This is a genomic window from Streptomyces sp. A0958 (assembly GCF_004795035.1).
GTDB lineage: Bacteria > Actinomycetota > Actinomycetes > Streptomycetales > Streptomycetaceae > Streptomyces.
This window is the reverse complement of sequence record NZ_SSBK01000016.1, coordinates 82,752-106,299: the sequence shown is the minus strand read 5'-3', so window position 1 is coordinate 106,299 and position 23,548 is coordinate 82,752. Positions and strand designations below refer to the sequence as shown.

The window sequence follows — 23,548 nt, the reverse complement described above, 5'->3', positions numbered from 1 at the left end:
CCGGTCGACGGCGTGCTCGAACTCCGCAGCGAGGCCGTCGGCCGCCCCAGTGCGGCCCCGATCGCCCCCGCTGCACATGCACCGCCGCGGGTCCATGCTGGGTAGGTGAGGCGATGCCATGCGTACCGGCAATGAACCGACGACCGCCCGCAGTCCGCTGCGGATGCGGCTCTGGCTGAGTCTGTGGGGACTGGCCTGGGCCGTCTTCGGCGTGACTGCCTTCGCCGTGAACGGCCGCACCGGCTGGGCGGCGGTCTGCGGGGTGCTGCTCGCGCTGGTCCTCGCGGACCTGTGCGTGGTCGTGTACCGGCTGCGTCACGGCACGCAGCCGGGCCGCTCCGAGCCGCCGGACGAGCCCGGCAGCGGGAAACGCAGACGCTGAGGGCCGTCAGTCCGCAGACGCTGGGGGCCGTCAGTCCTTCGTGTCGAAGCGGGCCGCCCGCAGGTACTCCGGCTTCGGGTCGAGCGCGGCGGCCAGCCGGAAGTGGCGCACGGCCCGCTCGGGGTGGCCGGAACGCTCGAAGGTGCGCGCGAGGGCGAAGTGCGCGAAGGCGTTGTCCGGCTCCCGTTCGAGCACCAGCTCGAATTCCAGCTCGGCGGGGCGCAGCTGCGCGGCCGCGAAGAACGCGCGGGCGCGCAGCAGACGGGCCGCGGTGTTCTCCGGGTGGGCGGCGATCACCGAATCGAGCAGCCGCACGGCGCCGCGGGGGTCGCGCGCGGCGAGCAGCTGTTCGGCCGCGCGGAAGTCGATGACGTCGGTTTCCGGGTTCCTCTCGGGCACGGTCGCTTCCTTCCCTCGTCCGTGCCGGGGTGAACATCGGCCCGGCCGTCGGTATTCCGGCCCCGGGGGTCAGCCGGTCTCGGCCCGCCGTACCAGCTCCGCCCAGACCGCACGCACCTGCGCCTCCAGCTCCTCGACCGGCCCGTCGTTGTCGATGACCAGGTCCGCCACGGCGCGCCGCTGCTCGCGGGTGGCCTGGGCGGCCATGCGGGCGCGGGCGTCCTCCTCGGTCATGCCGCGCAGCCGTACGAGCCGGTCGAGCTGGGTCCGCGGGGCGGCGTCGACCACGACGACCAGGTCGTAGAGGGAGGCGAGCCCGTTCTCGGTGAGGAGCGGCACGTCGTGGACGACGACCGAGTCGGGGCCCGCGGCCTTCTCCAGTTCGGCGGAACGGGCGCCGACGAGGGGGTGGACGATCGCGTTGAGCGCGGCGAGGCGGCCGGGGTCGGCGAAGACGATGGAGCCGAGCGCGGGCCGGTCCAGGGTGCCTTCCGGGGTCAGGATGTCCGGGCCGAACTCCGCGACGACGGCGGCGAGGCCCGGGGTGCCGGGCTCGACCACCTCTCGGGCGATCCGGTCCGCGTCGATGAGGACGGCTCCGTGGCCGACGAGCAGCCGGGACACTTCGCTCTTGCCGGCGCCGATGCCACCGGTCAGGCCCACTTTCAGCATGGGCGGCAGCCTAGCGCCCGCCACCCCCGGCTCTCAGGCCCTGCCGTCGCATTCCCGTCTGCCGCCCTCCGGGCGAACGACGGGAATGCGACGACAGGGCCCCAGGCGCGGGGCGGCGGGCAGGAACCTGCCACGGGTCAGGCGTCGCCCTCGCGTTCGGCGAGGAACTTCTCGAATTCGCGGCCGATCTCGTCGGCGGACGGCAGGTCCGCCGGTTCGGCGACCAGGCTGCCCCGGGTCTCGGCGCCCGCGACCGCGTCGTACTGGTGCTCAAGGCCCTCGACCAGCGAGACCAGATCCTCGTCACCCTGGTCGATCTGGCGGTCGATCTCGGTCTGGGTGCGGTGCGCCTCGGTGCGCAGGGCGTGCGCGATGGACGGCAGGACCAGTCCGGTCGCGGCCGTGATCGCCTCCAGGGCGGTGAGCGCGGCGTCGGGGTAGGAGGAGCGGGCCACGTAGTGCGGTACGTGGGCGGCGACGCCCAGCACGTCGTGTCCGGCCTCCATCAGCCGGTACTCGACCAGCGCCTCGGCGGAGCCGGGCACCTGCGCCTCCTCGAAGGGGCTGCGGTGGCCGGGCGTCAGGTCGGTGCGGTTGCCGTGCGGGGTGATGCCGACGGGGCGGGTGTGCGGGACGCCCATCGGGATGCCGTGGAAATTGACGGCGAGGCGGACGCCGAGCCGCTCCACGATCTCCTCGACGGCGGCGGCGAACCTCTCCCACTCGACGTCGGGCTCCGGCCCGGACAGCAGCAGGAACGGCGCCCCGGTGGCGTCCTGGACCACGCGGACGTCCAGGGTCGGGGTCTCGTACGCCGACCAGCGGTCGCGCTTGAAGGTCAGCAGCGGGCGCCGGGCCCGGTAGTCGATCAGGCGGTCGTGGTCGAAGCGGGCCACGACCTGGTGCGGCAGCGATTCCAGCAGGCCGTCGACGATCTGCTCACCCGTCTCACCCGCGTCGATGTATCCCTCGAAGTGGTAGAGCATGACCAGGCCGGCCGACTCCTGGGCGAGCGCCATGTCGACGACAGCCAGGCCCTTCGGCTCCCATTCGTACAAACTCTGCGGATCAGGCACGGTTACCGCTCCTCCTTGTATTCCTGGGGAAGAACGTCCCGCGGATCACGAGCATTCCCGTACACGCCCTTTCCCCGGCGGAACTTGCCGATCTTCGCCGGGGGGAAGTCTCAAGTGCCAGAACATCCTGACACCCCTTCACGGGAAGGCACCCCCATGCACACCCGCACCCTGCTCCCCGCCCTGGTGAGCACCGCCCTCGCCACCGGCGGCCTGGTCCTCGGCTGCGCCGGCAGCGCCGGCGCCGCGTCCGTCATCGAGGTGAGCACCGCCGCCCAGCTCAAGGCGGCGCTGACCGCCGTCGCCCCCGGCGACACGATCCACCTCGCGGACGGCGCGTACACCGGGAACTTCAAGGCGCTCGTCCCCGCGACCGTCGCCGCGCGCATCACACTGACCGGCTCCGCCGGGGCGGTCCTGACGGCCGGCGGCGGCTACGGGCTGCACCTCAACGGCGCCTCGTACTGGACGGTGCGCGGCGTCACCGTCACCGGCGGCCAGAAGGGCATCGTGACCGACGGCGCGAACGGCGTGGTCATCGAATCGGTGACCGTGCACGACCTCGACATGGAGGGCGTCCACTTCCGCACGTCCAGCAGCGACGGTGTCATCCGGAACTCGCGGATCTACGACACCGGGCACAACGGCCGCGGCATGGGCGAGGGCGTCTACGTCGGCACGGCCGGCGATCTCTCCGACCACAGCGACCGGGTGCGGATACTGGACAACACGATCGGGCCGGACGTCGGCGGCGAGAACGTCGACATCAAGGAGGGCACCACCGGCACCCGCGTCGTCGGCAACACCTTCGACGGCAGCGGACTGACCGGCGCCAACTACGACGACTCCTGGGTCGACGTGAAGGGCAACGACGTCCTGGTCCAGGGCAACCACGGCACCCGTACGACCAACAACGGCTACGAGACGCACACCCAGCAGAGCGGCTGGGGCTGCGGGACCGTCTTCAAGGACAACACCTCGGACCTGTCGGGCGCGACCGGCGACAAGCGGATCGCGTTCAACGTCACCAACTACGGCACGGGCTGCCCCACGACGGTCTACGCGAGCAACACCGTCTCCGGCGGCAACGGCCTGACCAACATCCCGGTGACCCCGTAGGCAGGAACGCGTGAGGCCCGCTCCCCGAGGGGGAGCGGGCCTCACGGTCACCTACAACCGCAGCCGATGACCGGCCGGAGGGTCAGAGCGTCAGCTCTGGCCGCCCGCCAGCTTCTCGCGCAGCGCGGCCAGGGCCTCGTCCGACGCCAGGGCGCCGGAGTTGTCCGCCGACTCCGAGGAGTAGGAGCCGCCACCGCTGCCGCCCGAGGCGGCCGGGGCGTTGCCGGCGGGGGCGGCAGCGCCCTCGGCGGCAGCGGCCTCGTCGGCCTCGCGGGACTTGATGACCTGGGCCTGGTGCTGCTCGAAGCGCTGCTGCGCCTCGGCGTACTGGGTCTCCCAGATCTCGCGCTGAGCCTCGAAGCCCTCGAGCCAGTCGTTGGTCTCGGGGTCGAAGCCCTCGGGGTAGATGTAGTTGCCCTGGTCGTCGTAGGACGCGGCCATGCCGTACAGGGTCGGGTCGAACTCGACCGAGGCCGGGTCGCCACCGAAGGACTCGTTGGCCTGCTTCAGCGAGAGGCTGATGCGACGGCGCTCCAGGTCGATGTCGATGACCTTGACGAAGATCTCGTCGTTGACCTGGACGACCTGCTCCGGGATCTCCACGTGGCGCTCGGCCAGCTCGGAGATGTGGACCAGGCCCTCGATGCCCTCGTCGACGCGCACGAACGCACCGAACGGAACGAGCTTGGTGACCTTACCGGGGACGACCTGCCCGATCTGGTGCGTACGGGCGAACTGCTGCCACGGGTCTTCCTGCGTCGCCTTGAGCGACAGGGACACGCGCTCGCGGTCCATGTCCACGTCGAGGACCTCGACGGTGACTTCCTGGCCGACCTCGACAACCTCGGAGGGGTGGTCGATGTGCTTCCAGGACAGCTCGGAGACGTGCACCAGACCGTCGACGCCACCCAGGTCCACGAAGGCACCGAAGTTGACGATCGAGGAGACGACGCCGGAGCGGACCTGACCCTTCTGGAGGGTCGTGAGGAACGTCTGACGGACCTCGGACTGGGTCTGCTCGAGCCAGGCACGGCGGGACAGGACCACGTTGTTGCGGTTCTTGTCCAGCTCGATGATCTTGGCTTCGAGCTCCTTGCCCACGTACGGCTGGAGGTCACGGACGCGGCGCATCTCGACGAGCGACGCCGGCAGGAAGCCACGGAGGCCGATGTCGAGGATGAGACCACCCTTGACGACCTCGATGACGGTACCGGTGACGATGCCGTCTTCTTCCTTGATCTTCTCGATGGTGCCCCAGGCACGCTCGTACTGAGCGCGCTTCTTCGAGAGGATCAGGCGGCCTTCCTTGTCCTCCTTCTGGAGAACCAGGGCCTCGATCTCGTCACCGACCTTGACGACCTCGTTCGGGTCGACGTCGTGCTTGATCGAGAGCTCGCGGCTCGGGATGACACCTTCGGTCTTGTAACCGATGTCGAGGAGAACCTCGTCCCGGTCAACCTTGACGATGACACCGTCAACGATGTCGCCGTCGTTGAAGTACTTGATCGTCTCGTCGATCGCCGCGAGGAACGCGTCCGCGTCGCCGATGTCGTTGACCGCAACCTGCGGAGTGGTGGCGGTGGTCTCGGTGCTGCTCGTCATGTGGGAAAGGGCTCCGGTACGGACAGTGAGTCGTAGGTACTGCTACGCCGAAAGCCCGTATCGCCTCTGCATAAGCCGGACAGCCTGGGAAACGCCCAGCCCGTGACCGGGAGGCGCCTCGTGAACCGAGGGGACATACAACAGATGCGAGCGCGGCCTGCTAGGTCTGAGGCGCGCAGGCTCGCAGCGCAACTTGTAGCATACGGGGGCAGCAGGGCACGGTCAATGCGCGAAGGCGCACACCACGGGCGGAACGACCCATACCCGGCACAACTCGGCCTCACCGGGGCCGGATCGGCCCCGACGAGGTCCGGACACACGGGCCCCGCGCTTCACAGGCCCCCTTGGTACGTACCGCGTACGACGGGGTGAAGGCAAACTACAACGACGGACACGATGAGCCAAGAGATGTACGCCGCCGAACCCGAGGCGACACGCCGTGACGCCGGTGAGGCCGAGAGCAGCCGGGCCAGCCGCGGCTGGTGGGACCGCAATGCCGACGAGTACCAGGGCGACCACGGCGCCTTCCTCGGCGACGACCGCTTCGTCTGGGGCCCGGAGGGCCTGGACGAGGCCGAGGCCCGGCTCCTCGGCCCCACCGGGGCGCTGAAGGGGCTCGACGTCCTGGAGATCGGCGCCGGCGCGGCGCAGTGCTCGCGCTGGCTGGCCGCCCAGGGCGCCCGCCCGGTCGCCCTCGACCTGTCCCACCGCCAGCTCCAGCACGCCCTGCGCATCGGCGAGGGCGTCCCGCTGGTCGAGGCGGACGCCGGGCGGCTGCCGTTCCGGGACGGCTCCTTCGACCTGGCCTGCTCCGCCTACGGCGCGGTGCCCTTCGTCGCCGACCCGGTCCGGGTCTTCCGCGAGGTCCACCGGGTGCTGCGCCCCGGCGGCCGCTGGGCCTTCTCCGTGACGCACCCCATCCGCTGGGCGTTCCCGGACGAGCCGGGGCCCGAGGGCCTGTCGGTGGCCGCCTCGTACTTCGACCGCACCCCGTACGTCGAGCAGGACGAGCGGGGCGACGCGGTGTACGTCGAGCACCACCGCACGCTGGGCGACCGGGTGCGCGACGTGGTGGCGGGCGGTTTCCGGCTGGCCGACCTGGTCGAGCCGGAGTGGCCCGCCTGGAACGACCAGGAGTGGGGCGGCTGGTCCCCGCTGCGCGGCAACCTGATCCCGGGCACCGCGATCTTCGTCTGCGTACGCGACTGAGCCACCGGCCGGTGCGGGGGGCGGGGCCGGGCCGTACGAGACTGGGGGCGTGATCCGCACCGACGCCCTCGACCGGCTGCCCGTCCGCTCCGCCGTGCCCGCGCTGCGGCGGGCGCTCGACGACCGCGGGGTCGCGGTGCTGTGCGCACCCCCCGGCACCGGCAAGACCACGCTCGTCCCCCTCGTCCTGGCCGGTCTGACCGGGGACGGTCCGGTGCGCCGGGTCGTGGTCGCCGAACCGCGCCGGATCGCCGCCCGCGCGGCGGCCCGGCGCATGGCCTGGCTGCTCGGCGAGCGCACCGGCGAGCGGGTCGGTTTCACCGTGCGCGGCGAGCGGGTGGTGGGCCCCGGCACCGTGGTGGAGGTCGTCACCACCGGGGTCCTGCTCCAGCGGCTGCAACGCGACCAGGAGCTGGCGGGCGTGGACGCGGTGATCATCGACGAGTGCCACGAGCGCCATCTCGACGCGGACACGGTGGCCGCGTTCCTCCTGGACGTGCGCGAGGCGATCCGCCCCGATCTGCGGCTGGTGGCCGCGTCGGCGACGACGGACGCGGAGGGCTGGGCGCGGCTGCTGGGCGACGCCCCGGTGGTGGAGGCGCAGGGCGTGTCGCATCCGGTGGAGGTGGTGTGGGCCCCGCCGGCCAAGCCGGTGCGGCCGCCGCACGGGATGAGGGTGGACCCGGCGCTGCTGAGCCATGTCGCCTCCGTGGTGCGGCGGGCCCTGGCCGAGCGGGAGGGCGACGTGCTGTGTTTCCTGCCGGGGGTGGGCGAGATCGGCCGGGTGGCCGGTGAGCTGTCCGGCGTGGGGGCCGAGGTGCTCCAGGTGCACGGGCGGGCCCCGGCTGCGGTGCAGGACGCCGTGCTCGCCGGATCGTCCGAGGGGCGGCGGGTCGTGCTGGCGACCTCGGTCGCGGAGTCGTCGCTGACCGTTCCCGGGGTGCGGACGGTGGTCGACTCCGGGCTGGCCAGGGAGCCGCGCACCGATCACGCCCGGGGGCTGAGCGCGCTGACGACGGTACGGGCCTCGCAAGCGGCGGGCCGCCAGCGCGCGGGCCGGGCGGGGCGCGAAGCACCGGGGACGGTCTACCGGTGCTGGGACCGGGCGGAGGACGGGCGGCTCGCCCGGTTCCCGTCCCCGGAGATCAAGGTGGCCGACCTGGCGGCGTTCGCCCTCCAGGCGGCCTGCTGGGGCGATCCGGACGCCTCGGGGCTCGCGCTGCTAGACGCGCCGCCGGACGGGGCGATGGCCGCCGCGCGCGAGGTGCTGGGCGCGGTCGGCGCGGTGGGCCCGGACGGGCGGGTCACCGAGCGGGGCGTGCGCATGTCCCGCCTCGGGCTGCATCCGCGGCTGGCCCGGGCGCTGCTGGACGGGGCGGCCGAGGTCGGCGGGCGCCGGGCCGCCGAGGTGGTGGCGCTGCTGAGCGAGGAGCCGCCGCGCGCGTACGGGGACGATCTGGCGGCCGCGCTGCGCACCGCGCGCCGGGGCCAGGACGGTTACGCGGGGCGCTGGCGCCAGGAGGTGCGGCGGCTGTCGTCCTCGGTGAAGGGCGAGGGCGGCGGGTCCGGCGGGCCGGGCACGGACGATGCGGCGGTGGGCCTGGTGGCGGCCCTGGCGTTCCCGGAGCGGGTGGCGCGGGCGCGGGGTGAGGGGGCGTTCCTGATGGCGTCGGGCACGGGTGCGGAGCTGGGCGAGGGCTCGCGGCTGCGCAGCGCGCCCTGGCTGGCCGTCGCGGTCGCGGACCGGCCGGCGCACGCGGCGTCCGCCCGGGTGCGCCTCGCGGCCGTCATCGATGAGGAGACGGCTCGCCTGGCGGCCGGGCATCTGCGGTTCGCGGGCGAGGAGGTCCGCTGGGACGGCCGGGACGTGGTGGCCCGCCGGGTGGAGCGCCTGGGGGCCGTCGAGCTGTCGGCGCGCCCGCTGAAGCAGCCCGGTCCGGCGCTGGTCCGTGAGGCCCTGGTGGAGGGGCTGCGGCGGGAGGGGACCGGGCTGCTGCGCTGGAGCCGGGACGCGGCACAGTTGCGGGAGCGGCTGGCGTTCCTCCACCGGGAGCTGGGCGAGCCCTGGCCGGATGTGTCGGACGAGGCGCTGCTGGACCGTCCCGGGCAGTGGCTGGAGCCGGAGCTGTCGCGGGCCCGGCGCCGGAGCGACCTGGCCGGGATCGACGCGGGTCAGGCGCTGCGCAGGCTGCTGCCGTGGGCGACCGGTGAGGCGGTCCGGCTGGACGAGCTGGCGCCGGAGCGGATCGAGGTGCCGAGCGGTTCGCGGATCAGGGTGGAGTACGGCGGGGACCAGCCGGTGCTGGCGGTGAAGCTCCAGGAGCTGTTCGGCCTCCAGGAGACCCCGAGGGTGGCCGGCGTGCCGGTCCTGGTGCATCTGCTCTCCCCGGCCGGCCGGCCCGCCGCGGTGACGGCGGACCTGGCGTCGTTCTGGCGGGAGGGCTACAAGGCGGTCCGGGCGGAGCTGCGCGGCCGGTACCCGAAGCACCCGTGGCCCCAGGACCCCACGACGGTGGAGGCGACCCGGTTCACCAAGGCGCGGCTCAGGCGGGAGTAGGGGGTGCTTGCGTGGTCGCGGGCCGCCGGGAGCGGGCCTCCAGCCACAGCGCGAGTGCCAGGAGCACGGCGGCCAGGGCGAGGAAGCCCCACGGCAGGTACGAGGTCAGCAGCAGGACCAGCAGCCGCTGGGACTTGACGAGGTCGACGATCGAGGCGATGTAGTCCTCGCGCATCTTCACGTCCCCGGCGAACACCGTGACGGTGTCCTGGGGCATGCCCATCGCCTTCGCGTTGCGCATCTCCTCGCGGTGGACCTCCTCGCCGTTGACCGGTGCTCCGGTGACGGGGTCGACCCAGAACATCCGCTTGGTGGTGTACCAGCGGGTCATGCCGGTCTTGGCGATCTGCTGCGGGGTGATCCCCTTGATGGGCATGGTCTTGGGCATGGGGACCTTGGTCCACGGGATGGTCTGCTCGAAGTAGTAGACCTCCAGGCCGCGGAAGGTGCGGGTGCCCTTGTAGTGGATGGGCGAGCTGGTGCGGGTCTGGGCGTCGAAGTACTGGTAGTCGCGCTTCTCGGTGAGGAAGGGCCACTTGAACTCGATGCCCTCGCGGGTGACGGGGTCGCCGTCGACCATCTCGCCGGTGGCGTGGACGGGGGCCTGGCTGTGGGCGTCGAAGATGTAGCGCTCGGGGATCTTGGAGACCATCTTGCCGTCGGGGCCCTGGACGTAGGAGAGCGCGTCCCAGACGACGACGTCGCGTCCTGCGGTGCGTTCGATCCGCTCGGACTCCTCGACGTTGCCCTTGAGCGTCTGCACGATGGTGATCTTGTCGACCTTCTTGGCCGTGAGGGTGCTGTAGTCGAGCAGGGTGGCGGGTTTCGCCTCCAGCACGGTCTCCTGGTACTGGCTGGGCGGGATCTTCGCGAGCCTCGGGAAGGCATACCAGCGCAGCAGCGGTGACAGCGCGGCGAAGAAGACGGCGAAGGCCAGGAGTACGAGGCCTGCTCGGCGGCGCATGGGGTGTCCTCCCTCGGCGGTGCGTGGCGCGGACAACTACTTCTTCGGGCCCGGGACGGTGGTCAGCAGCGGTTTGGGGGAGGTCTCGCCGGGCGGGGCGCCCACCGCGCTGATGGTGAGGACGAGGGCGAGGGCGGCGGCCAGTCCGATGGCGGCGGCGACGAGGGCACGCATGCTCGGCCTCCCGGAAGCGGGTAGCTGATGGGTCGTCAGGGCTGGGGCACCGTAGCAACCGGGGCGCGAGATGAGAACACGTCGAACAGCCCCTCCGCCGCGGAGGCGGCCGAGGGGCTGTTTCGGGGTGGGCCTGTGTCAGGAGGCGGCGGAGGCCGTGCGCTCCTGGACGGTCAGCTCGATGACGAGCGTGGCACCGCCCTCGGTGGTGAGGCGCAGCTTGTACGTGCCGGCCGGGCCGTCGGCGTAGATCTTCGGGAGGGTGAGCTTCCCGTCGGCGTCCGTGGTCAGGACGATGCTGCGGACGGGGTCGCCGTCGTCGTCCGTGCAGTACGGGCCCTTGTCGTTCTCGGCCGGCTCCGCGTCGTCGGTGATCATGGTGGCGGTGACGGCGACCCGGTCGGCGCTCTCGCCCTTGTAGGTGGCGGCGACCGTGATGTCCTCGAACGTCTCGCCGGCGAGAGCGGTCAGCTTCTCGGTACCGGTCCTGGCGAGGGCGTCGGCCTGGCGGGCGGTGACGGTCGCGGTGTACGTGACGGGGGCCAGCGAGGTGCCGGTGGCGGTGGCGCGCACGGTGAACTCGCCGGTCTTCTCGCCCGCTTCGAGGACCGGGGCGGTGACCGTGCCGTCGGTCCCGGTGGCCAGGGTGACGGTCTTCTTGCCGCCGGCGAACGTGGCGTCGGTGTCGCCGGTGACGGTGAAGGTCACGGAGGTCTTGGCGACCGGGCCGCCGAGGCCGTTGCGCGCCCGCACCTTGATCCGCTCGGCGAAGGCCTCGCCGGCCGTGGCGGTGAGCGTGCCGGTGCCGGCGTTCTGCACCCCGGCCACGGTCTCGGACGGGGTGGGGGCCGGTGTCGGGGTGGGCGACGAGGGCTTGCCGATGCCGCCCGGCTTCGAGGGCTCGGTGCTCGGCTCCGACGGGGTCTCCGGCTTCGTGGAGCCGCCCGGCTTCGTGGAGCCGCCCGGCTTCGTGGTCCCGCCCGGCTTCGGGGTGGTCGACGTCGAGGGCGTCGGGGACGGCGACGTCGACGGGCCGCCACCCACGTGGCCGGTACCGGGGCCCCGGTCGCGGCTCGTGGGGCCGGTCGGCAGGACGCCGGTGCCGTCGGGGACCTCGTGCGTGCCCCGGCTGTAGTACTCGAACCACGAGCGGACCGTACGCAGGTACTCGTCCGAGTGGTTGTAGCTCAGGACCGCGCGGTCCAGGTCGGTGGCGGTCGACAGGTCGCGGGAGCCGGCGCAGAGGTAGCGTCCGGCGGCGAGCGCCGCGTCGTAGATGTTGTTCGGGTCCTTGCGGCCGTCGCCGTTGCCGTCCTGGCCCCAGCTCTCCCAGGTGGACGGGATGAACTGCATCGGGCCGACCGCCCGGTCGTGCACCCGGTCCCCGTCGTAGGCGCCGTTGTCGGTGTCCTTGATCAGGGCGAAACCCTGACCGTCCAGGGCCGGCCCGAGGATCGGCGTGAGCGTGGTGCCCTGCGCGTCGACCCGGCCGCCCCGGGCCTGCCCGGACTCGACCTTGCCGATCGCGGCGAGCAGCTGCCACGGCAGCCGGCAGGCCGCGTCCGTGCCCGCGATGGTCTGCTGGGCCTTCTTGTAGGCCGCCAGGACCGAGGCGGGTATCCCCGACTCCGCACTCCCGGTCGCGGGCAAGTCGACGGAACTGCCCGGCTTGTCCGGTGTGTTCAGCGGCGGCAGGTCCGTGTAGTACGGCGAGTCGCCGGAGACGCTGCTGTCGCCGGTGGGCGTCGTCGCACCGGCGGCCGGCTGCTCGCCGTCCGCCGCGACCAGAGGAGACCCCGGGGCCTGCGAGGCGGAGAGCGCCGCCACGGCGGCGGCTGCCACGGCGGTCGTGGCCGCCCCTCTGTACAGTCGGCGACCGAATTGCGCTGCCATGACGTGTGGGCCCTCCCCGTCGTCGCGGTCGGCGCTCCCCTGCGCCTGGACTCAGGCGACCCTACGGCAACTCATGTCGCCCGCACACAGCGGACGGACCGGTTCTTACCGCTTTCTCACCTTCCTGAACACAGGATGTCCACGGGAGGGCGGGCATATGACGCCAGCTCACGCACGATGGGGCCACCCCTCTCTGTCCTCTCCGGGCACGCATACTGCCCGCATGCCCTTCACACTCAGCCATGCCGCCGCCGTGCTGCCGGGAATCCGGCGCGACGGTAGGGGCCGCGGCCCGCTCGTCGCCTCGGCCCTGGTCACCGGTTCGTTCGCCCCCGACCTGACGTACTTCGCGGACACGGCGATTCCGGGCGCGATGGAGTTCGGGGAGGTCACCCACGCGGTATGGGGTGTCGTCACGGTGGACGTCCTGATCACCGCGCTCGCGGTCGCCCTGTGGCTGCTGCTGCGCGAACCCCTGGTGGCGCTGCTGCCGGAGCGCCACCAGGGGCGCGTGTACGCATGCCTGCGCGGGCCCGCAACGGGCTCCGGTCGCCGGGCAGTTCGCCTTCGGGACGTGGCGTGGTTCGTGGTGTCGGCGGTCATCGGCTCGGCCACCCATGTCGTCTGGGACGCCTTCACCCACCACGACCGGTGGGGCGTACGGCTGGTGCCCGGGCTCGACGGCAGCGCCGGCGGCCTTCCCGTCTTCACCCTCGTCCAGTACGGCACGTCGGCGCCCGCCCTGGTGGTGCTCGCCTGGTTCGCCGCGTCGGCGCTGCGGCGGGCCGGCAAGCGGCCGGTGCCCGCGTCCGTACCGGTCCTGGAGCGGCCGTGGCGGCGGTGGGCGCTCGCCGGCATCGGGCTGTGCGTCCTGCTGGGCACCGCCCACCGCTGCGCCCGCTGGTACGCCTACTACGGGCACATCGACACACCGCTGGACATCATCCCGACCGCCTGCTTCGGCGCGGGCGCCGGACTGGCCGCCGGACTCCTGCTGCACGGGGCGGCGGTCCGGCTCACCCACCGCCCCCGCCCGGCAGCGCAGCAGCCGCCGAAGGCCGGGGCCGCCGCAGACCCCGGCACCTCGCGGTCAGTGCGCCGCTGACTCCCAGTCGCCGCCGACGCCGACCGACACGTCCAGCGGGGCCCGCAGGCGTACCGCCGTGGACATCTCGTGGCGCAGGATCTGCTCGACCTGCTCCCGCTCGCCCGCGGCGATCTCCAGCACGATTTCGTCGTGCACCTGGAGCAGCATCCGCGACTTCAGCTCCGCCTCGGTCAGCGCCCGGTCGACGTGCAGCATGGCGACCTTGACGATGTCGGCCGCGGTGCCCTGGATCGGGGCGTTGAGCGCCATCCGCTCGGCGGTCTCGCGGCGCTGGCGGTTGTCGCTGTTCAGGTCGGGCAGATAGCGGCGGCGGCCGAAGATCGTCTCCGTGTAGCCGGTGGCCCTGGCCTCCTCCACCACGCGGCGCAGGTAGTCGCGGACACCACCGAACCGCTCGAAGTAGGTGTCCATCAGGCCCCGGGCCTCACCCGCCTCGATGTTCAACTGCTGGGAGAGGCCGAACGCGGACAGCCCGTAGGCAAGCCCGTAGCTCATGGCCTTGATCTTGCGCCGCATCTCCGCGTCGACCGCCGACTTCTCGACGCCGAAGACCTGCGAGGCGACCGTGGTGTGCAGGTCCTCGCCGGAGGTGAACGCCTCGATCAGGCCCGCGTCCTCGGAGAGGTGGGCCATCACCCGCAGCTCGATCTGGCTGTAGTCCGCCGTCATCAGCGTCTCGAAGCCCTCGCCGACGACGAAGCCGCGGCGGATCGCCCGGCCCTCGTCCGTGCGGACCGGGATGTTCTGCAGGTTGGGGTCGGTGGACGAGAGCCGGCCGGTCGCCGCCACGGTCTGGTTGAACGTGGTGTGGATACGGCCGTCCGCCGCGATCGACTTCACCAGGCCCTCGACGGTGACCCGCAGCTTCGCCTGCTCGCGGTGGCGCAGCATGAGGACGGGCAGCTCGTGCTCGGTCCGGGCGGCCAGCCAGGCCAGCGCGTCCGCGTCCGTCGTGTACCCGGTCTTGGTCTTCTTCGTCTTCGGCAGGCCCAGCTCGCCGAACAGGACCTCCTGGAGCTGCTTGGGCGAGCCCAGGTTGAACTCCCGGCCCACCGCCGCGTGCGCCTCCTTCACCGCCTGCTGGACCGCACCGGCGAACTGCTCCTCCATGCCCTCCAGGTGGGCCCGGTCCGCCGCGATGCCGTGCCGCTCCAGGCGGGCCAGCAGGATCGACGTCGGCAGCTCCATGTCGTGCAGCAGCTCGGCCGCGCCGACCTCCTTCAGCCGCTCCGTGAACGCGTCGCCGAGGTCCAGGACCGCACGGGCCTGCGCCATCAGGGCGTCGGCCTCCGCCTGGTCGTCCGCGCCGAAGGCCAGCTGCCCGTCGGAGGCGGCAGCGGGGGCCAGCTCGCGGCCCAGGTACTCCACGGCGAGGACGTCCAGCGCGAAGGAGCGCCGGCCGGGCTTGACGAGGTAGGCGGCGAGCGCGGTGTCCATCGAGACGCCCTCGATCCGCCAGCCATGCTCCGGGAAGACCCGCATCGCACCCTTGGCGTTGTGCATGACCTTGGGGCGGGCCGGGTCCGCGATCCAGGCCGCGAACGCCTGCTCGTCCCCCTCGTCGAGCAGCACCGGGTCGAACCAGGCCGCCGCCCCGTCCGCCGCGGCGAGCGCGATCTCCGTCACCGTGCCGCTGCCGAGGGCCCAGGTGTCCACCGTGGCGACACCGAGCGGCTGCCCGCCGTGCTCCGCCAGCCAGGGGGTGAGCTCGCCCGCACCGAGCACCGCACCGTCCAGCGCGATGCCCGCGGCCGGCGCCGGTGCCTCGTCCTCGGCGGCGCCCGGGTCCACCGCGAGCAGCCGCTCGCGCAGGCTCGGGTTGCGGATCTCCAGCACATCGAGGACGCCGGTGACCGCCGTACGGTCGTAGGGCGCCCGCTCCAGGTCGGCCGGGGTCTTCGCCAGCTCCACGTCCCTGACCATCTCGGTCAGCCGGCGGTTCATCCGCACCGCGTCCAGGTGGTCGCGGAAATTCTGGCCCGCCTTGCCCTTGACCTCATCGGCCCGCTCCACCAGCTCGTCGAACGAACCGAACTGGTTGATCCACTTCGCGGCCGTCTTCTCACCGACCCCGGGGATGCCCGGAAGGTTGTCCGACGGGTCACCGCGCAGCGCCGCGAAGTCCGGGTACTGCCGGGGGGTGAGCCCGTACTTCTCCACGACCTTCTCCGGCGTGAACCGGGTCAGCTCGGACACGCCCTTGGTCGGGTAGAGCACGGTCACATCGTCCGTGATCAGCTGGAACGAATCGCGGTCACCGGTGACGATCAGCACCTCGAAGCCGGCCGCCTCCGCCTGCGTGGCCAGCGTGGCGATGACGTCGTCCGCCTCGAAGCCCTCGACCGCGAAGCGCTCCGCGTGCATCGCGTCCAGCAGCTCCCCGATCAGCTCGACCTGCCCCTTGAACTCGTCGGGGGTCTTCGACCGGTTCGCCTTGTACTCCGGGAACTCATCCGCCCGCCACGTCTTGCGGGACACGTCGAACGCCACCGCGAAATGCGTCGGCGCCTCGTCACGCAACGTGTTCGCGAGCATGGACATGAAGCCGTACACCGCATTCGTCGGCTGGCCCGCCCCCGTCGTGAAATTCTCCGCGGGCAGCGCAAAGAACGCCCGGTACGCCAGGGAGTGCCCGTCCATCAGGAGCAGGCGCGGTCGGTTGTCTGCCGTCTTCTTCGATGCCGTCTCAGCCACACCCCGATCCTGCCACGTACCACTGACAATCCGGACCGGCCACCGCCCGCGACGCCTCACCGGGCGCCCCGCCCGCCCCGCGTGCCAGGATCGGAACCAAGGAAACACACACGGCGGACCCGCGCAGGCGCCCGCAGCAGGACCGAAGGGGAACACCATGGCCAGCAAGCCGCCCGCAGGAGACCCCGTCCAGGACGCCCCGCAGGTCGAACCCGCCAAGCACGCCGCCGCCGGGCTGCCCGCCGTCGCCCAGAGCCTGCGCGTCGCCCAGCAGCAGATGGGCCTGCGCCGCACCGCGCAGACCCTCCTCAAGGTCAACCAGAAGGACGGCTTCGACTGCCCCGGCTGCGCCTGGCCCGAGGGCGACAAACGGCACACCGCGGAATTCTGCGAGAACGGCGCCAAGGCCGTCGCCGAGGAGGCGACGCTGCGCCGGGTCACCCCGGACTTCTTCGCCGCCCACCCCGTCGCCGATCTCGCCGGCCGCAGCGGCTACTGGCTCGGCCAGCAGGGACGCATCACGCAACCCGTGTATCTGCCCGAGGGCGCCGACCGGTACGAGGCCGTGACCTGGGAGCGCGCCTTCGAGATCATCGCCGAGGAACTGGGTGCGCTCGGCTCCCCCGACGAAGCGCTCTTCTACACCTCCGGGCGCACCAGCAACGAGGCCGCGTTCCTGCTCCAGCTGTTCGCCCGCGAGTTCGGCACCAACAACCTGCCCGACTGCTCCAACATGTGCCACGAGTCCTCGGGCTCCGCGCTCACCGAGACGATCGGCGTCGGCAAGGGCTCCGTATCCCTGGAGGACCTCCACCACGCCGACCTGATCATCATCGCCGGACAGAACCCCGGCACCAACCACCCCCGGATGCTCTCCGCCCTGGAGAAGGCCAAGGCCGCCGGAGCAAAGATCATCTCGGTGAACCCGCTGCCCGAGGCCGGCCTCGAACGCTTCAAGAACCCGCAGACCCCCCTCGGCATGCTCAAGGGCGCCGCACTCAACGACCTCTTCCTGCAGATCCGCATCGGCGGCGACCAGGCCCTCTTCCGGCTCCTGAACAAGCTGATCCTGGAGACCGAGGGCGCCGTCGACGAAACCTTCGTCGCCGAACACACCCACGGCTACGAGGAGTTCGCCGCCACCGCCGCCGAGGCCGACTGGGACGGCACGCTCGCCGCGACCGGACTCGACCGCGCCACCATCGAACAGGCCCTCGACCTGATCCTCGCCTCGCAGCGCACCGTCGTGTGCTGGGCCATGGGCCTCACCCAGCACAAGCACTCCGTGCCGACCATCCGCGAGATCGTCAACTTCCTCCTGCTGCGCGGCAACATCGGCCGCCCCGGCGCCGGAGTCTGCCCCGTGCGCGGCCACTCCAACGTGCAGGGCGACCGCACCATGGGCATCTTCGAACGGCCCGCACCCGCCTTCCTCGACGCCCTCGACAAGGAATTCGGGATCACCTCACCGCGCCACCACGGCTACGACGTGGTCCGCGCCATCCGGGCCCTGCGCGACGGCGACGCCAAGGTCTTCTTCGCCATGGGCGGCAACTTCGTCGCCGCCACCCCCGACACCGACGTCACCGAGGCCGCGATGCGGCGCGCCCGCCTCACCGTCCACGTCTCCACCAAACTCAACCGCTCCCACGCCGTCACCGGCACCCGGGCCCTGATCCTGCCCACCCTCGGCCGCACCGACAAGGACGTCCAGGCGAGCGGCAAGCAGTTCGTGACCGTCGAGGACTCCATGAGCAAGGTCCACGCCTCACGCGGCAACCTCACCCCCGCGAGCCCCCACCTGCTCTCCGAGCCCGCCATCGTCGCCCGCCTCGCCCGCGCCGTGCTCGGCCCCGCCTCCGCGACCCCCTGGGAGGAGTTCGAGAAGGACTACGCGACGATCCGCGACCGCATCTCCCGCGTCGTACCCGGCTTCGAGAACTTCAACGCACGCATCGCCCACCCCGGCGGCTTCACCCTCCCGCACGCCCCCCGCGACTCCCGCCGCTTCCCCACCGCCACCGGAAAGGCCAACTTCACCGCCGCCCCCGTCGAGTTCCCCGAACTCCCCGAAGGCCGCCTCCTGCTCCAGACCCTGCGCTCCCACGACCAGTACAACACCACCATCTACGGCCTCGACGACCGCTACCGCGGCATCAAGGGCGGCCGCCGCGTCGTCCTCGTACACCCCGACGACGCCGCGGCCCTCGGACTCGCCGACGGCGCCTACACCGACCTCGTCAGCGAGTGGAAGGACGGCGTGGAGCGCCGCGCCCCCGGCTTCCGCGTCGTCCACTACCCCACCGCCCGGGGCTGCGCCGCCGCCTACTACCCCGAGACCAACGTGCTGGTCCCCCTCGACTCCACCGCCGACACCAGCAACACCCCCGCCAGCAAGTCCGTCGTGGTGCGCTTCGAGAGCACGCGCTGAGCAGCGCGTGGAGGCCCCCGCCGGATACGCCCTAAGCGCTCGCTCAGTCGTCTGATAAGAACGACGCACACAGACACGCACCACCGCACAGAGACGAAAGGCGGCCCCATGGGCGAGCACACCGCACCCACGTTCCCCCAGGAGATCATCGACGAGTACGCCGCGCTCGGGGTCGACCTGCCCGCCCTGTTCTCCGCCGGCCACCTCGGCGAGCGCATGGGCGTACAGATCCTCGAAGCCTCCGCGGAGCGCGTCGTCGGCACCATGCCCGTCGAGGGCAACACCCAGCCCTACGGCCTCCTGCACGGCGGCGCCTCCGCCGTCCTCGCCGAGACCCTCGGCTCCGTCGGCACCATGCTCCACGGCGGCCCCGCCAAGCTCGCCGTCGGCGTCGACCTGAACTGCACCCATCACCGAGGGGTACGAAGCGGCCTCGTCACCGGCACCGCCACCCCCGTACACCGCGGCCGCACCACCGCCACGTACGAGATCGCCATCACCGACGAACACGGCAAGCGGGTCTGCACCGCCCGCCTCACCTGCCTCCTGCGCGACGCCCCCGCCCCCGAAGCCGCCTGACCCCACAGCACGCTCCACCACCCCTGCCCGGCCGTGACCCAAAACGGCCGGGCAGCGCCATTTCCGGGCACAACCACCAGCGCCCAAACGGAACTTGCCCGGCGCACCACGTCAACCCCCTTGCCCCGGCGCCCCGTTCCATGGCCCACTCAGCTCCCACACCCGGCCCACCCCACCGCCACACCGCGTCGCCGCACCCCCACCGACATAACGCTGCGTAATCAACGCCCGAGGCGAGGCACCCCGCCGCGACACGACGAGCCCGGCCCGCACCGCCGCCGGGCCCCCCGGCCTGCCCTCCCGCACCCCCGCGCACCCCGCACCGGGCGACAGCAGCAAGATCACTCCAAGCCCCTTAGCAGAGCTGGGCGTTCTCAGAATGCGGTCACTTCACGGTCCGGTAAAAAGCCGTACATGTCCGCACAGCCACCTCAAGCCTTGCTCAAGGGCATAACAAGACAGTCACATCCTGAGCCACCACCATCCCCGACCCCCACCACTGCCCTTAGAGTCACCGCCAGTCACCGCGCCGCCGGGCGCGTCTGCAGCACGGCCCTGTACCAACCCAGTACGGCCCGGCGAACGACACGGCACCTCAAGCAGAGGAGGCCGCGCCAGGGAAAGGACCTTTCGTGCGACACCGTTCTTTGCTCATCCTCACCACAGTGCTCACCACAGGAGCACTGACACTCACCGCCTGCGGGTCGCGCGACGACGACAACAAGAGCGACGGCAACAGCGGCAGCGGCAACCAGACCGTCGTCATCGGCCTCGACGCACCCCTCACCGGCGACCTCTCCGCCCTCGGCCTCGGCATCAAGAACTCCGCCGACCTCGCCGCCAAAACGGCGAACAAGGAGAAGACCGTCCCGGGCATCACCTTCGAGATCCAGCCGCTCGACGACCAGGCCCAGCCCTCCGTCGGCCAGCAGAACGCCACGAAGTTCATCGACAACAAGAAGGTCGTCGGCGTCGTCGGCCCGCTGAACTCCGGCGTCTCCCAGTCGATGCAGAAGCCGCTCAACGACGCCGGCCTCACCCAGGTCTCCCCCGCCAACACCGGCACCGAGCTGACCCAGGGCGACAACTGGAAGACCGGCGACAAGAAGCGCCCCTTCAAGACCTACTTCCGCACCGCCACCACGGACCAGATCCAGGGCGCCTTCGCCGCGAAGTACCTGTACAACAACGCGAAGGTCAAGCAGGTCTACCTCATCGACGACCAGAAGCCCTACGGCGCCGGTCTCGCGGCCTCCTTCAAGGCCACCTTCACCGACCTCGGCGGCAAGATCGTCGGCTCCGACCACGTCAACCCCGAGGACCGCGACTTCAACGCCGTCGTCACCAAGGTCAAGAAGTCCGGCGCCAAGGCCGTCTACTACGGCGGCGAGTACCCCGCCGGCGCCCCCCTGAGCCAGCAGCTCAAGGACAGCGTCCAGATCCCCCTCATGGGCGGCGACGGCATGTACAGCGCCGACTTCATCAAGCTCAACAAGAAGGCCCAGGGCGACATCGCCACCTCCGTCGGCAAGCCCGTCGAAGAACTCGACTCCGCCAAGAAGTTCATCGAGGACTACAAGACCGCCGGATACAAGGACGCCTACGAGGCCTACGGCGGCGGCACCTACGACGCCACCTGGTCGATCATCGAGGCCGTCAAGCTCGCCGTCGCCGAGAACGACGGAAAGCTCCCCGACGACGCCCGCGCCAAGGTCCTCGACGCCATGAGCAAGGTCAAGTTCGACGGCGTCACCGGCCCCGTCTCGTTCGACGAGTACGGCGACACCACCAACACCATGATGACCGCCTACCAGGTCGACGGCGGCAAGTGGGCCTCCAAGCTCAGCGAGGCCTACAAGCCGTAACAAGCTCCCGGTCACGCCCGACTGACCCCAGACCGCGCGGGAGCGCTACGAGCACTCCCGCGCGGTGCCATATCCGAACCACTCCACGGAGGCCCTGCGGTGCACGAACTGCCGCAACAGCTGGCCAATGGACTCATCCTCGGCGCGATGTACGGACTCATCGCGATCGGCTACACGATGGTCTACGGAATCATCCAGCTCATCAACTTCGCCCACGGCGAGATCTTCATGATCGGAGGCTTCGGAGCTCTCACCGTGTACCTCTGGATGCCGGCCGGCTCCAACCTCCTCGCAATCGTCCCCCTCATGATCATCGGCGGCGTCATATGCTCCGTCGCCGTCAGCGTCGCCGCCGAACGCTTCGCCTACCGGCCGCTGCGCAGCGCCCCCCGGCTCGCCCCGCTGATCACCGCGATCGGACTCTCCCTCGCCCTCCAGCAGGCCATCTGGAAGTGGTACCCCAACGCCACCAAGGACCGCCCCTTCCCCCAGTTCAAGGGCGAGGCCTTCGACATCTTCGGCGCCCACGTCCAGCGCGGTGACCTCTTCGTCCTCATCTCCGCCCCCGTCTGCATGATCGCCCTCGGGCTCTTCGTCTCCAAGACCCGCGCCGGCCGCGGCATGCAGGCCACCTCGCAGGACCCCGACACCGCCAAGCTCATGGGCATCAACACCGACCGCATCATCGTCATGGCCTTCGCCATCGGTGCCGCGTTCGCCGCCGTCGCCGCCGTCGCCTACGGGCTCAAGAACGGCCAGATCGGCTTCAAAATGGGCTTCCTCATGGGCCTCAAGGCCTTCACCGCAGCCGTACTCGGCGGCATCGGCAACATCTACGGCGCCATGCTCGGCGGCGTCGTACTCGGCGTCGCCGAATCCCTCGCCACCGGCTACATGAGCGACGTCCCCGGCATGGACCTCTTCGGCGGCGGCGCCTGGAAGGACGTGTGGGCCTTCGTCCTCCTCATCGTCGTCCTGCTGCTGCGGCCACAAGGCCTGCTCGGCGAACGCGTCGCGGACAGGGCGTGATACGGATGACCACCCAGACCCCGCTCATCCCGCTCCCCGCGCCCATCGCCCGGATCGCCACCCTCGCCGGCGCCGCCGCCGCACTCGCCGGCACCCTCCTCCCCTGGACCTGGACCTCCGAATTCCCCGGCGACCTCACCGTCACCGCCTACCCCGGCGGCCTCCAGGTCCTCACCCTCACCGGCGCCATCCTCACCCTGCTGTTCACCGCCACCGGATACGGCATCCCCGGACTCCGCTGGCTCACCCCCGGCGGCACCAACAGCCCCGTCCGCCTCCTCGCCCTCGCCACCCTCGGCACCACCGGCTACGCCATGGGCGCCATCTCCTACGAGCTCGGCGGCGTCGTCAACCTCGAACCCGGAGCCTGGGTCAGCGGCATCGGCGCACTCGTCGCCGTCATCGCCTCCCTCGCACTCCCCAGCGACGCACCACTCCCCGCCGACGGGCCCGAGCCGAACACCTGGCAGCGCTTCCGCAACAGCCTCGCCGCCCCCTCGGCACCCCGCGCCAAGGCCCTCCCCGCCTGGGCCGAGATCCTCGTCATCGCCGCCGCCTTCGGCCTGGCGCTGTACATCTTCACCTACGGGATCGACATCCCCACCGAGGACTCCGAACAGTTCATCGGCTTCCTCATCACCGCGGTCTTCGCGTTCACCGCGCTCACCCGGGCCGGACTCATCGCCCGCATCACCGCGCTGACCTCCAAGCACCGCAACGTCACCCTCACCGCAGCCCTGGTCGCGGCCTTCTGCTTCCCGTTCACCCAGAACACCGCGGAATACGCCCTCATCGGCGCGAACATCCTCATCTTCGCGACCGTCGCACTCGGCCTGAACGTCGTCGTCGGCCTCGCCGGCCTCCTCGACCTCGGCTACGTCGCCTTCCTCGGAGTCGGCGCCTACACCGCCGCCCTCGTCTCCGGCGCACCCCTCTCCGCGATCGGCGTCCAATTCCCCTTCTGGGCCGCCGTCCTCACCGGAGCCGTGGTCTCCCTGATCTTCGGCGTCCTCATCGGCGCCCCGACCCTGCGACTGCGCGGCGACTACCTCGCCATCGTCACGCTCGGCTTCGGAGAGATCTTCCGCGTCACCGTGAACAACCTCAACGGCAACAGCGGACCCGACCTCACCAACGGCTCCCAGGGCATCCCCAGCATCCCCGACCTCAACCTCTTCGGGATCGACTTCGGACTCACCCACGACATCGGCCCCTTCACCCTCAGCAGACCGGCCAACTACTACCTGCTGATGCTCGTCGTCACCGCCGTCGTCGTCCTCGTCTTCCGCCGCTCCGGCGACTCCCGCATCGGCCGCGCCTGGGTCGCCATCCGCGAGGACGAGACCGCAGCCACCGCCATGGGCATCAACGCCTTCCGGCTCAAGCTGCTCGCCTTCGCCCTCGGCGCCACGCTCGCCGGCCTCGCCGGCACCGTACAGGCACACGTCAACTACACGGTGACACCCGAGCAGTACCAGTTCGCCGGCTCCGTGCCCCCGAACTCCGCGTTCCTCCTCGCCGCCGTCATCCTCGGCGGCATGGGAACCCTCAGCGGACCCTTCGTCGGCGCCGCCCTGCTCTACCTCATCCCGGCCAAGCTGCAGTTCATGCAGGACTACCAGCTCTTCCTCTTCGGCATCGCGCTCGTCCTCCTCATGCGCTTCCGCCCCGAGGGCCTGGTCGCCGACCGCAGGAAGCAACTCGAATTCCACGAGACCGACCAGCTCGACGTGCCCAAACCCCGGAAGTCCGACGAGACGGACGCCGGCATCGCCAAGGCGGGGGCGTAACCACC

General features: G+C 71.4%; 18 protein-coding genes. 10 read left to right on the top strand and 8 right to left on the bottom strand.

Going from position 1 to position 23,548, the window contains the following annotated elements:
* Nucleotides 1–118 precede the first annotated feature (118 nt).
* The gene (locus E6P78_RS18030; protein WP_136204624.1) at nt 119–382 is read left to right on the top strand and encodes a DUF6343 family protein; all 264 of its coding nucleotides are present in this window, start codon (nt 119–121) and stop codon (nt 380–382) included.
* Between the two features lie 30 nt (nt 383–412).
* Here E6P78_RS18030 and E6P78_RS18025 read toward each other — a convergent pair whose 3' ends face one another.
* From E6P78_RS18025 to E6P78_RS18015, 3 genes are all read right to left on the bottom strand, one after another.
* Nucleotides 413–781, bottom strand: a complete 369-nt coding sequence (locus E6P78_RS18025; RefSeq protein WP_136204623.1) for a tetratricopeptide repeat protein — start codon at nt 779–781, stop codon at nt 413–415.
* Nucleotides 782–850: 69 nt separating this feature from the next.
* Entirely contained in the window at nt 851–1,453 is a 603-nt protein-coding gene (gene coaE / locus E6P78_RS18020) for a dephospho-CoA kinase (RefSeq protein ID WP_136204622.1), read from the bottom strand.
* Nucleotides 1,454–1,590: 137 nt separating this feature from the next.
* Nucleotides 1,591–2,529 carry a PAC2 family protein gene (locus tag E6P78_RS18015; protein ID WP_206307833.1) on the bottom strand — a complete coding sequence of 313 codons (939 nt, stop codon included), beginning with the start codon at nt 2,527–2,529 and terminating at the stop codon, nt 1,591–1,593.
* A gap of 156 nt (nt 2,530–2,685) precedes the next feature.
* Between E6P78_RS18015 and E6P78_RS18010 the strand changes: the two genes are divergently transcribed.
* Nucleotides 2,686–3,648 carry a right-handed parallel beta-helix repeat-containing protein gene (locus E6P78_RS18010; protein WP_136204621.1) on the top strand — a complete coding sequence of 321 codons (963 nt, stop codon included), beginning with the start codon at nt 2,686–2,688 and terminating at the stop codon, nt 3,646–3,648.
* Nucleotides 3,649–3,738: 90 nt separating this feature from the next.
* Here the strand turns inward: E6P78_RS18010 and rpsA are convergent, their stop codons facing one another.
* A complete protein-coding gene (gene rpsA / locus E6P78_RS18005) occupies nt 3,739–5,250 on the bottom strand; it encodes a 30S ribosomal protein S1 (RefSeq protein ID WP_018555634.1) in 1,512 nt (503 codons plus the stop codon).
* Between the two features lie 396 nt (nt 5,251–5,646).
* Between rpsA and E6P78_RS18000 the strand changes: the two genes are divergently transcribed.
* A complete protein-coding gene (locus E6P78_RS18000) occupies nt 5,647–6,459 on the top strand; it encodes a class I SAM-dependent methyltransferase (protein WP_136204620.1) in 813 nt (270 codons plus the stop codon).
* A 49-nt stretch (nt 6,460–6,508) separates the two neighbouring features.
* On the top strand, nt 6,509–9,016 hold the full coding sequence (hrpB, locus tag E6P78_RS17995; RefSeq protein ID WP_136204619.1) for an ATP-dependent helicase HrpB: 2,508 nt from the start codon (nt 6,509–6,511) through the stop codon (nt 9,014–9,016).
* On the opposite strand, the gene E6P78_RS17990 is transcribed toward hrpB, so the two are convergent.
* The 3 genes from E6P78_RS17990 to E6P78_RS17980 form a co-directional block, all read right to left on the bottom strand.
* Nucleotides 9,003–9,980, bottom strand: coding sequence for a DUF3068 domain-containing protein (locus E6P78_RS17990; protein WP_136204618.1), 978 nt, complete (start codon nt 9,978–9,980; stop codon nt 9,003–9,005). The two genes, hrpB and E6P78_RS17990, sit on opposite strands and share 14 nt — an antisense overlap.
* A 36-nt stretch (nt 9,981–10,016) precedes the next feature.
* Nucleotides 10,017–10,154: an SPW_0924 family protein gene (locus E6P78_RS17985; RefSeq protein WP_136204617.1), complete on the bottom strand. Its 138-nt coding sequence runs from the start codon at nt 10,152–10,154 to the stop codon at nt 10,017–10,019.
* A 138-nt stretch (nt 10,155–10,292) separates the two neighbouring features.
* Nucleotides 10,293–12,047 carry a lytic murein transglycosylase gene (locus E6P78_RS17980; protein ID WP_136204616.1) on the bottom strand — a complete coding sequence of 585 codons (1,755 nt, stop codon included), beginning with the start codon at nt 12,045–12,047 and terminating at the stop codon, nt 10,293–10,295.
* Between the two features lie 223 nt (nt 12,048–12,270).
* On the opposite strand from E6P78_RS17980, the gene E6P78_RS17975 reads away from it, so the two are divergent.
* Nucleotides 12,271–13,152 carry a DUF4184 family protein gene (locus tag E6P78_RS17975; protein WP_136204615.1) on the top strand — a complete coding sequence of 294 codons (882 nt, stop codon included), beginning with the start codon at nt 12,271–12,273 and terminating at the stop codon, nt 13,150–13,152.
* Here the strand turns inward: E6P78_RS17975 and polA are convergent.
* On the bottom strand, nt 13,138–15,849 hold the full coding sequence (gene polA, locus E6P78_RS17970) for a DNA polymerase I (protein ID WP_136204614.1): 2,712 nt from the start codon (nt 15,847–15,849) through the stop codon (nt 13,138–13,140). The genes E6P78_RS17975 and polA overlap by 15 nt on opposite strands.
* 157 nt (nt 15,850–16,006) lie before the next feature.
* On the opposite strand from polA, the gene E6P78_RS17965 reads away from it, so the two are divergent.
* The 5 genes from E6P78_RS17965 (at nt 16,007) to E6P78_RS17945 (ending at nt 23,543) form a co-directional block, all read left to right on the top strand.
* Entirely contained in the window at nt 16,007–18,280 is a 2,274-nt protein-coding gene (locus E6P78_RS17965) for an FdhF/YdeP family oxidoreductase (RefSeq protein ID WP_136204613.1), read from the top strand.
* A 108-nt stretch (nt 18,281–18,388) separates the two neighbouring features.
* Nucleotides 18,389–18,859 (top strand): hotdog fold thioesterase, encoded by a 471-nt coding sequence (locus E6P78_RS17960; protein ID WP_136204612.1) that lies wholly within the window; start codon nt 18,389–18,391, stop codon nt 18,857–18,859.
* A gap of 647 nt (nt 18,860–19,506) precedes the next feature.
* Nucleotides 19,507–20,724 carry a branched-chain amino acid ABC transporter substrate-binding protein gene (locus E6P78_RS17955; protein WP_136204650.1) on the top strand — a complete coding sequence of 406 codons (1,218 nt, stop codon included), beginning with the start codon at nt 19,507–19,509 and terminating at the stop codon, nt 20,722–20,724.
* 99 nt (nt 20,725–20,823) lie between these two features.
* A complete protein-coding gene (locus E6P78_RS17950; protein WP_136204611.1) occupies nt 20,824–21,753 on the top strand; it encodes a branched-chain amino acid ABC transporter permease in 930 nt (309 codons plus the stop codon).
* A 5-nt stretch (nt 21,754–21,758) separates the two neighbouring features.
* Complete coding sequence (locus tag E6P78_RS17945) at nt 21,759–23,543, top strand: branched-chain amino acid ABC transporter permease (protein WP_136204610.1); 1,785 nt, start codon at nt 21,759–21,761, stop codon at nt 23,541–23,543.
* The last annotated feature ends 5 nt before the right edge of the window (nt 23,544–23,548 follow it).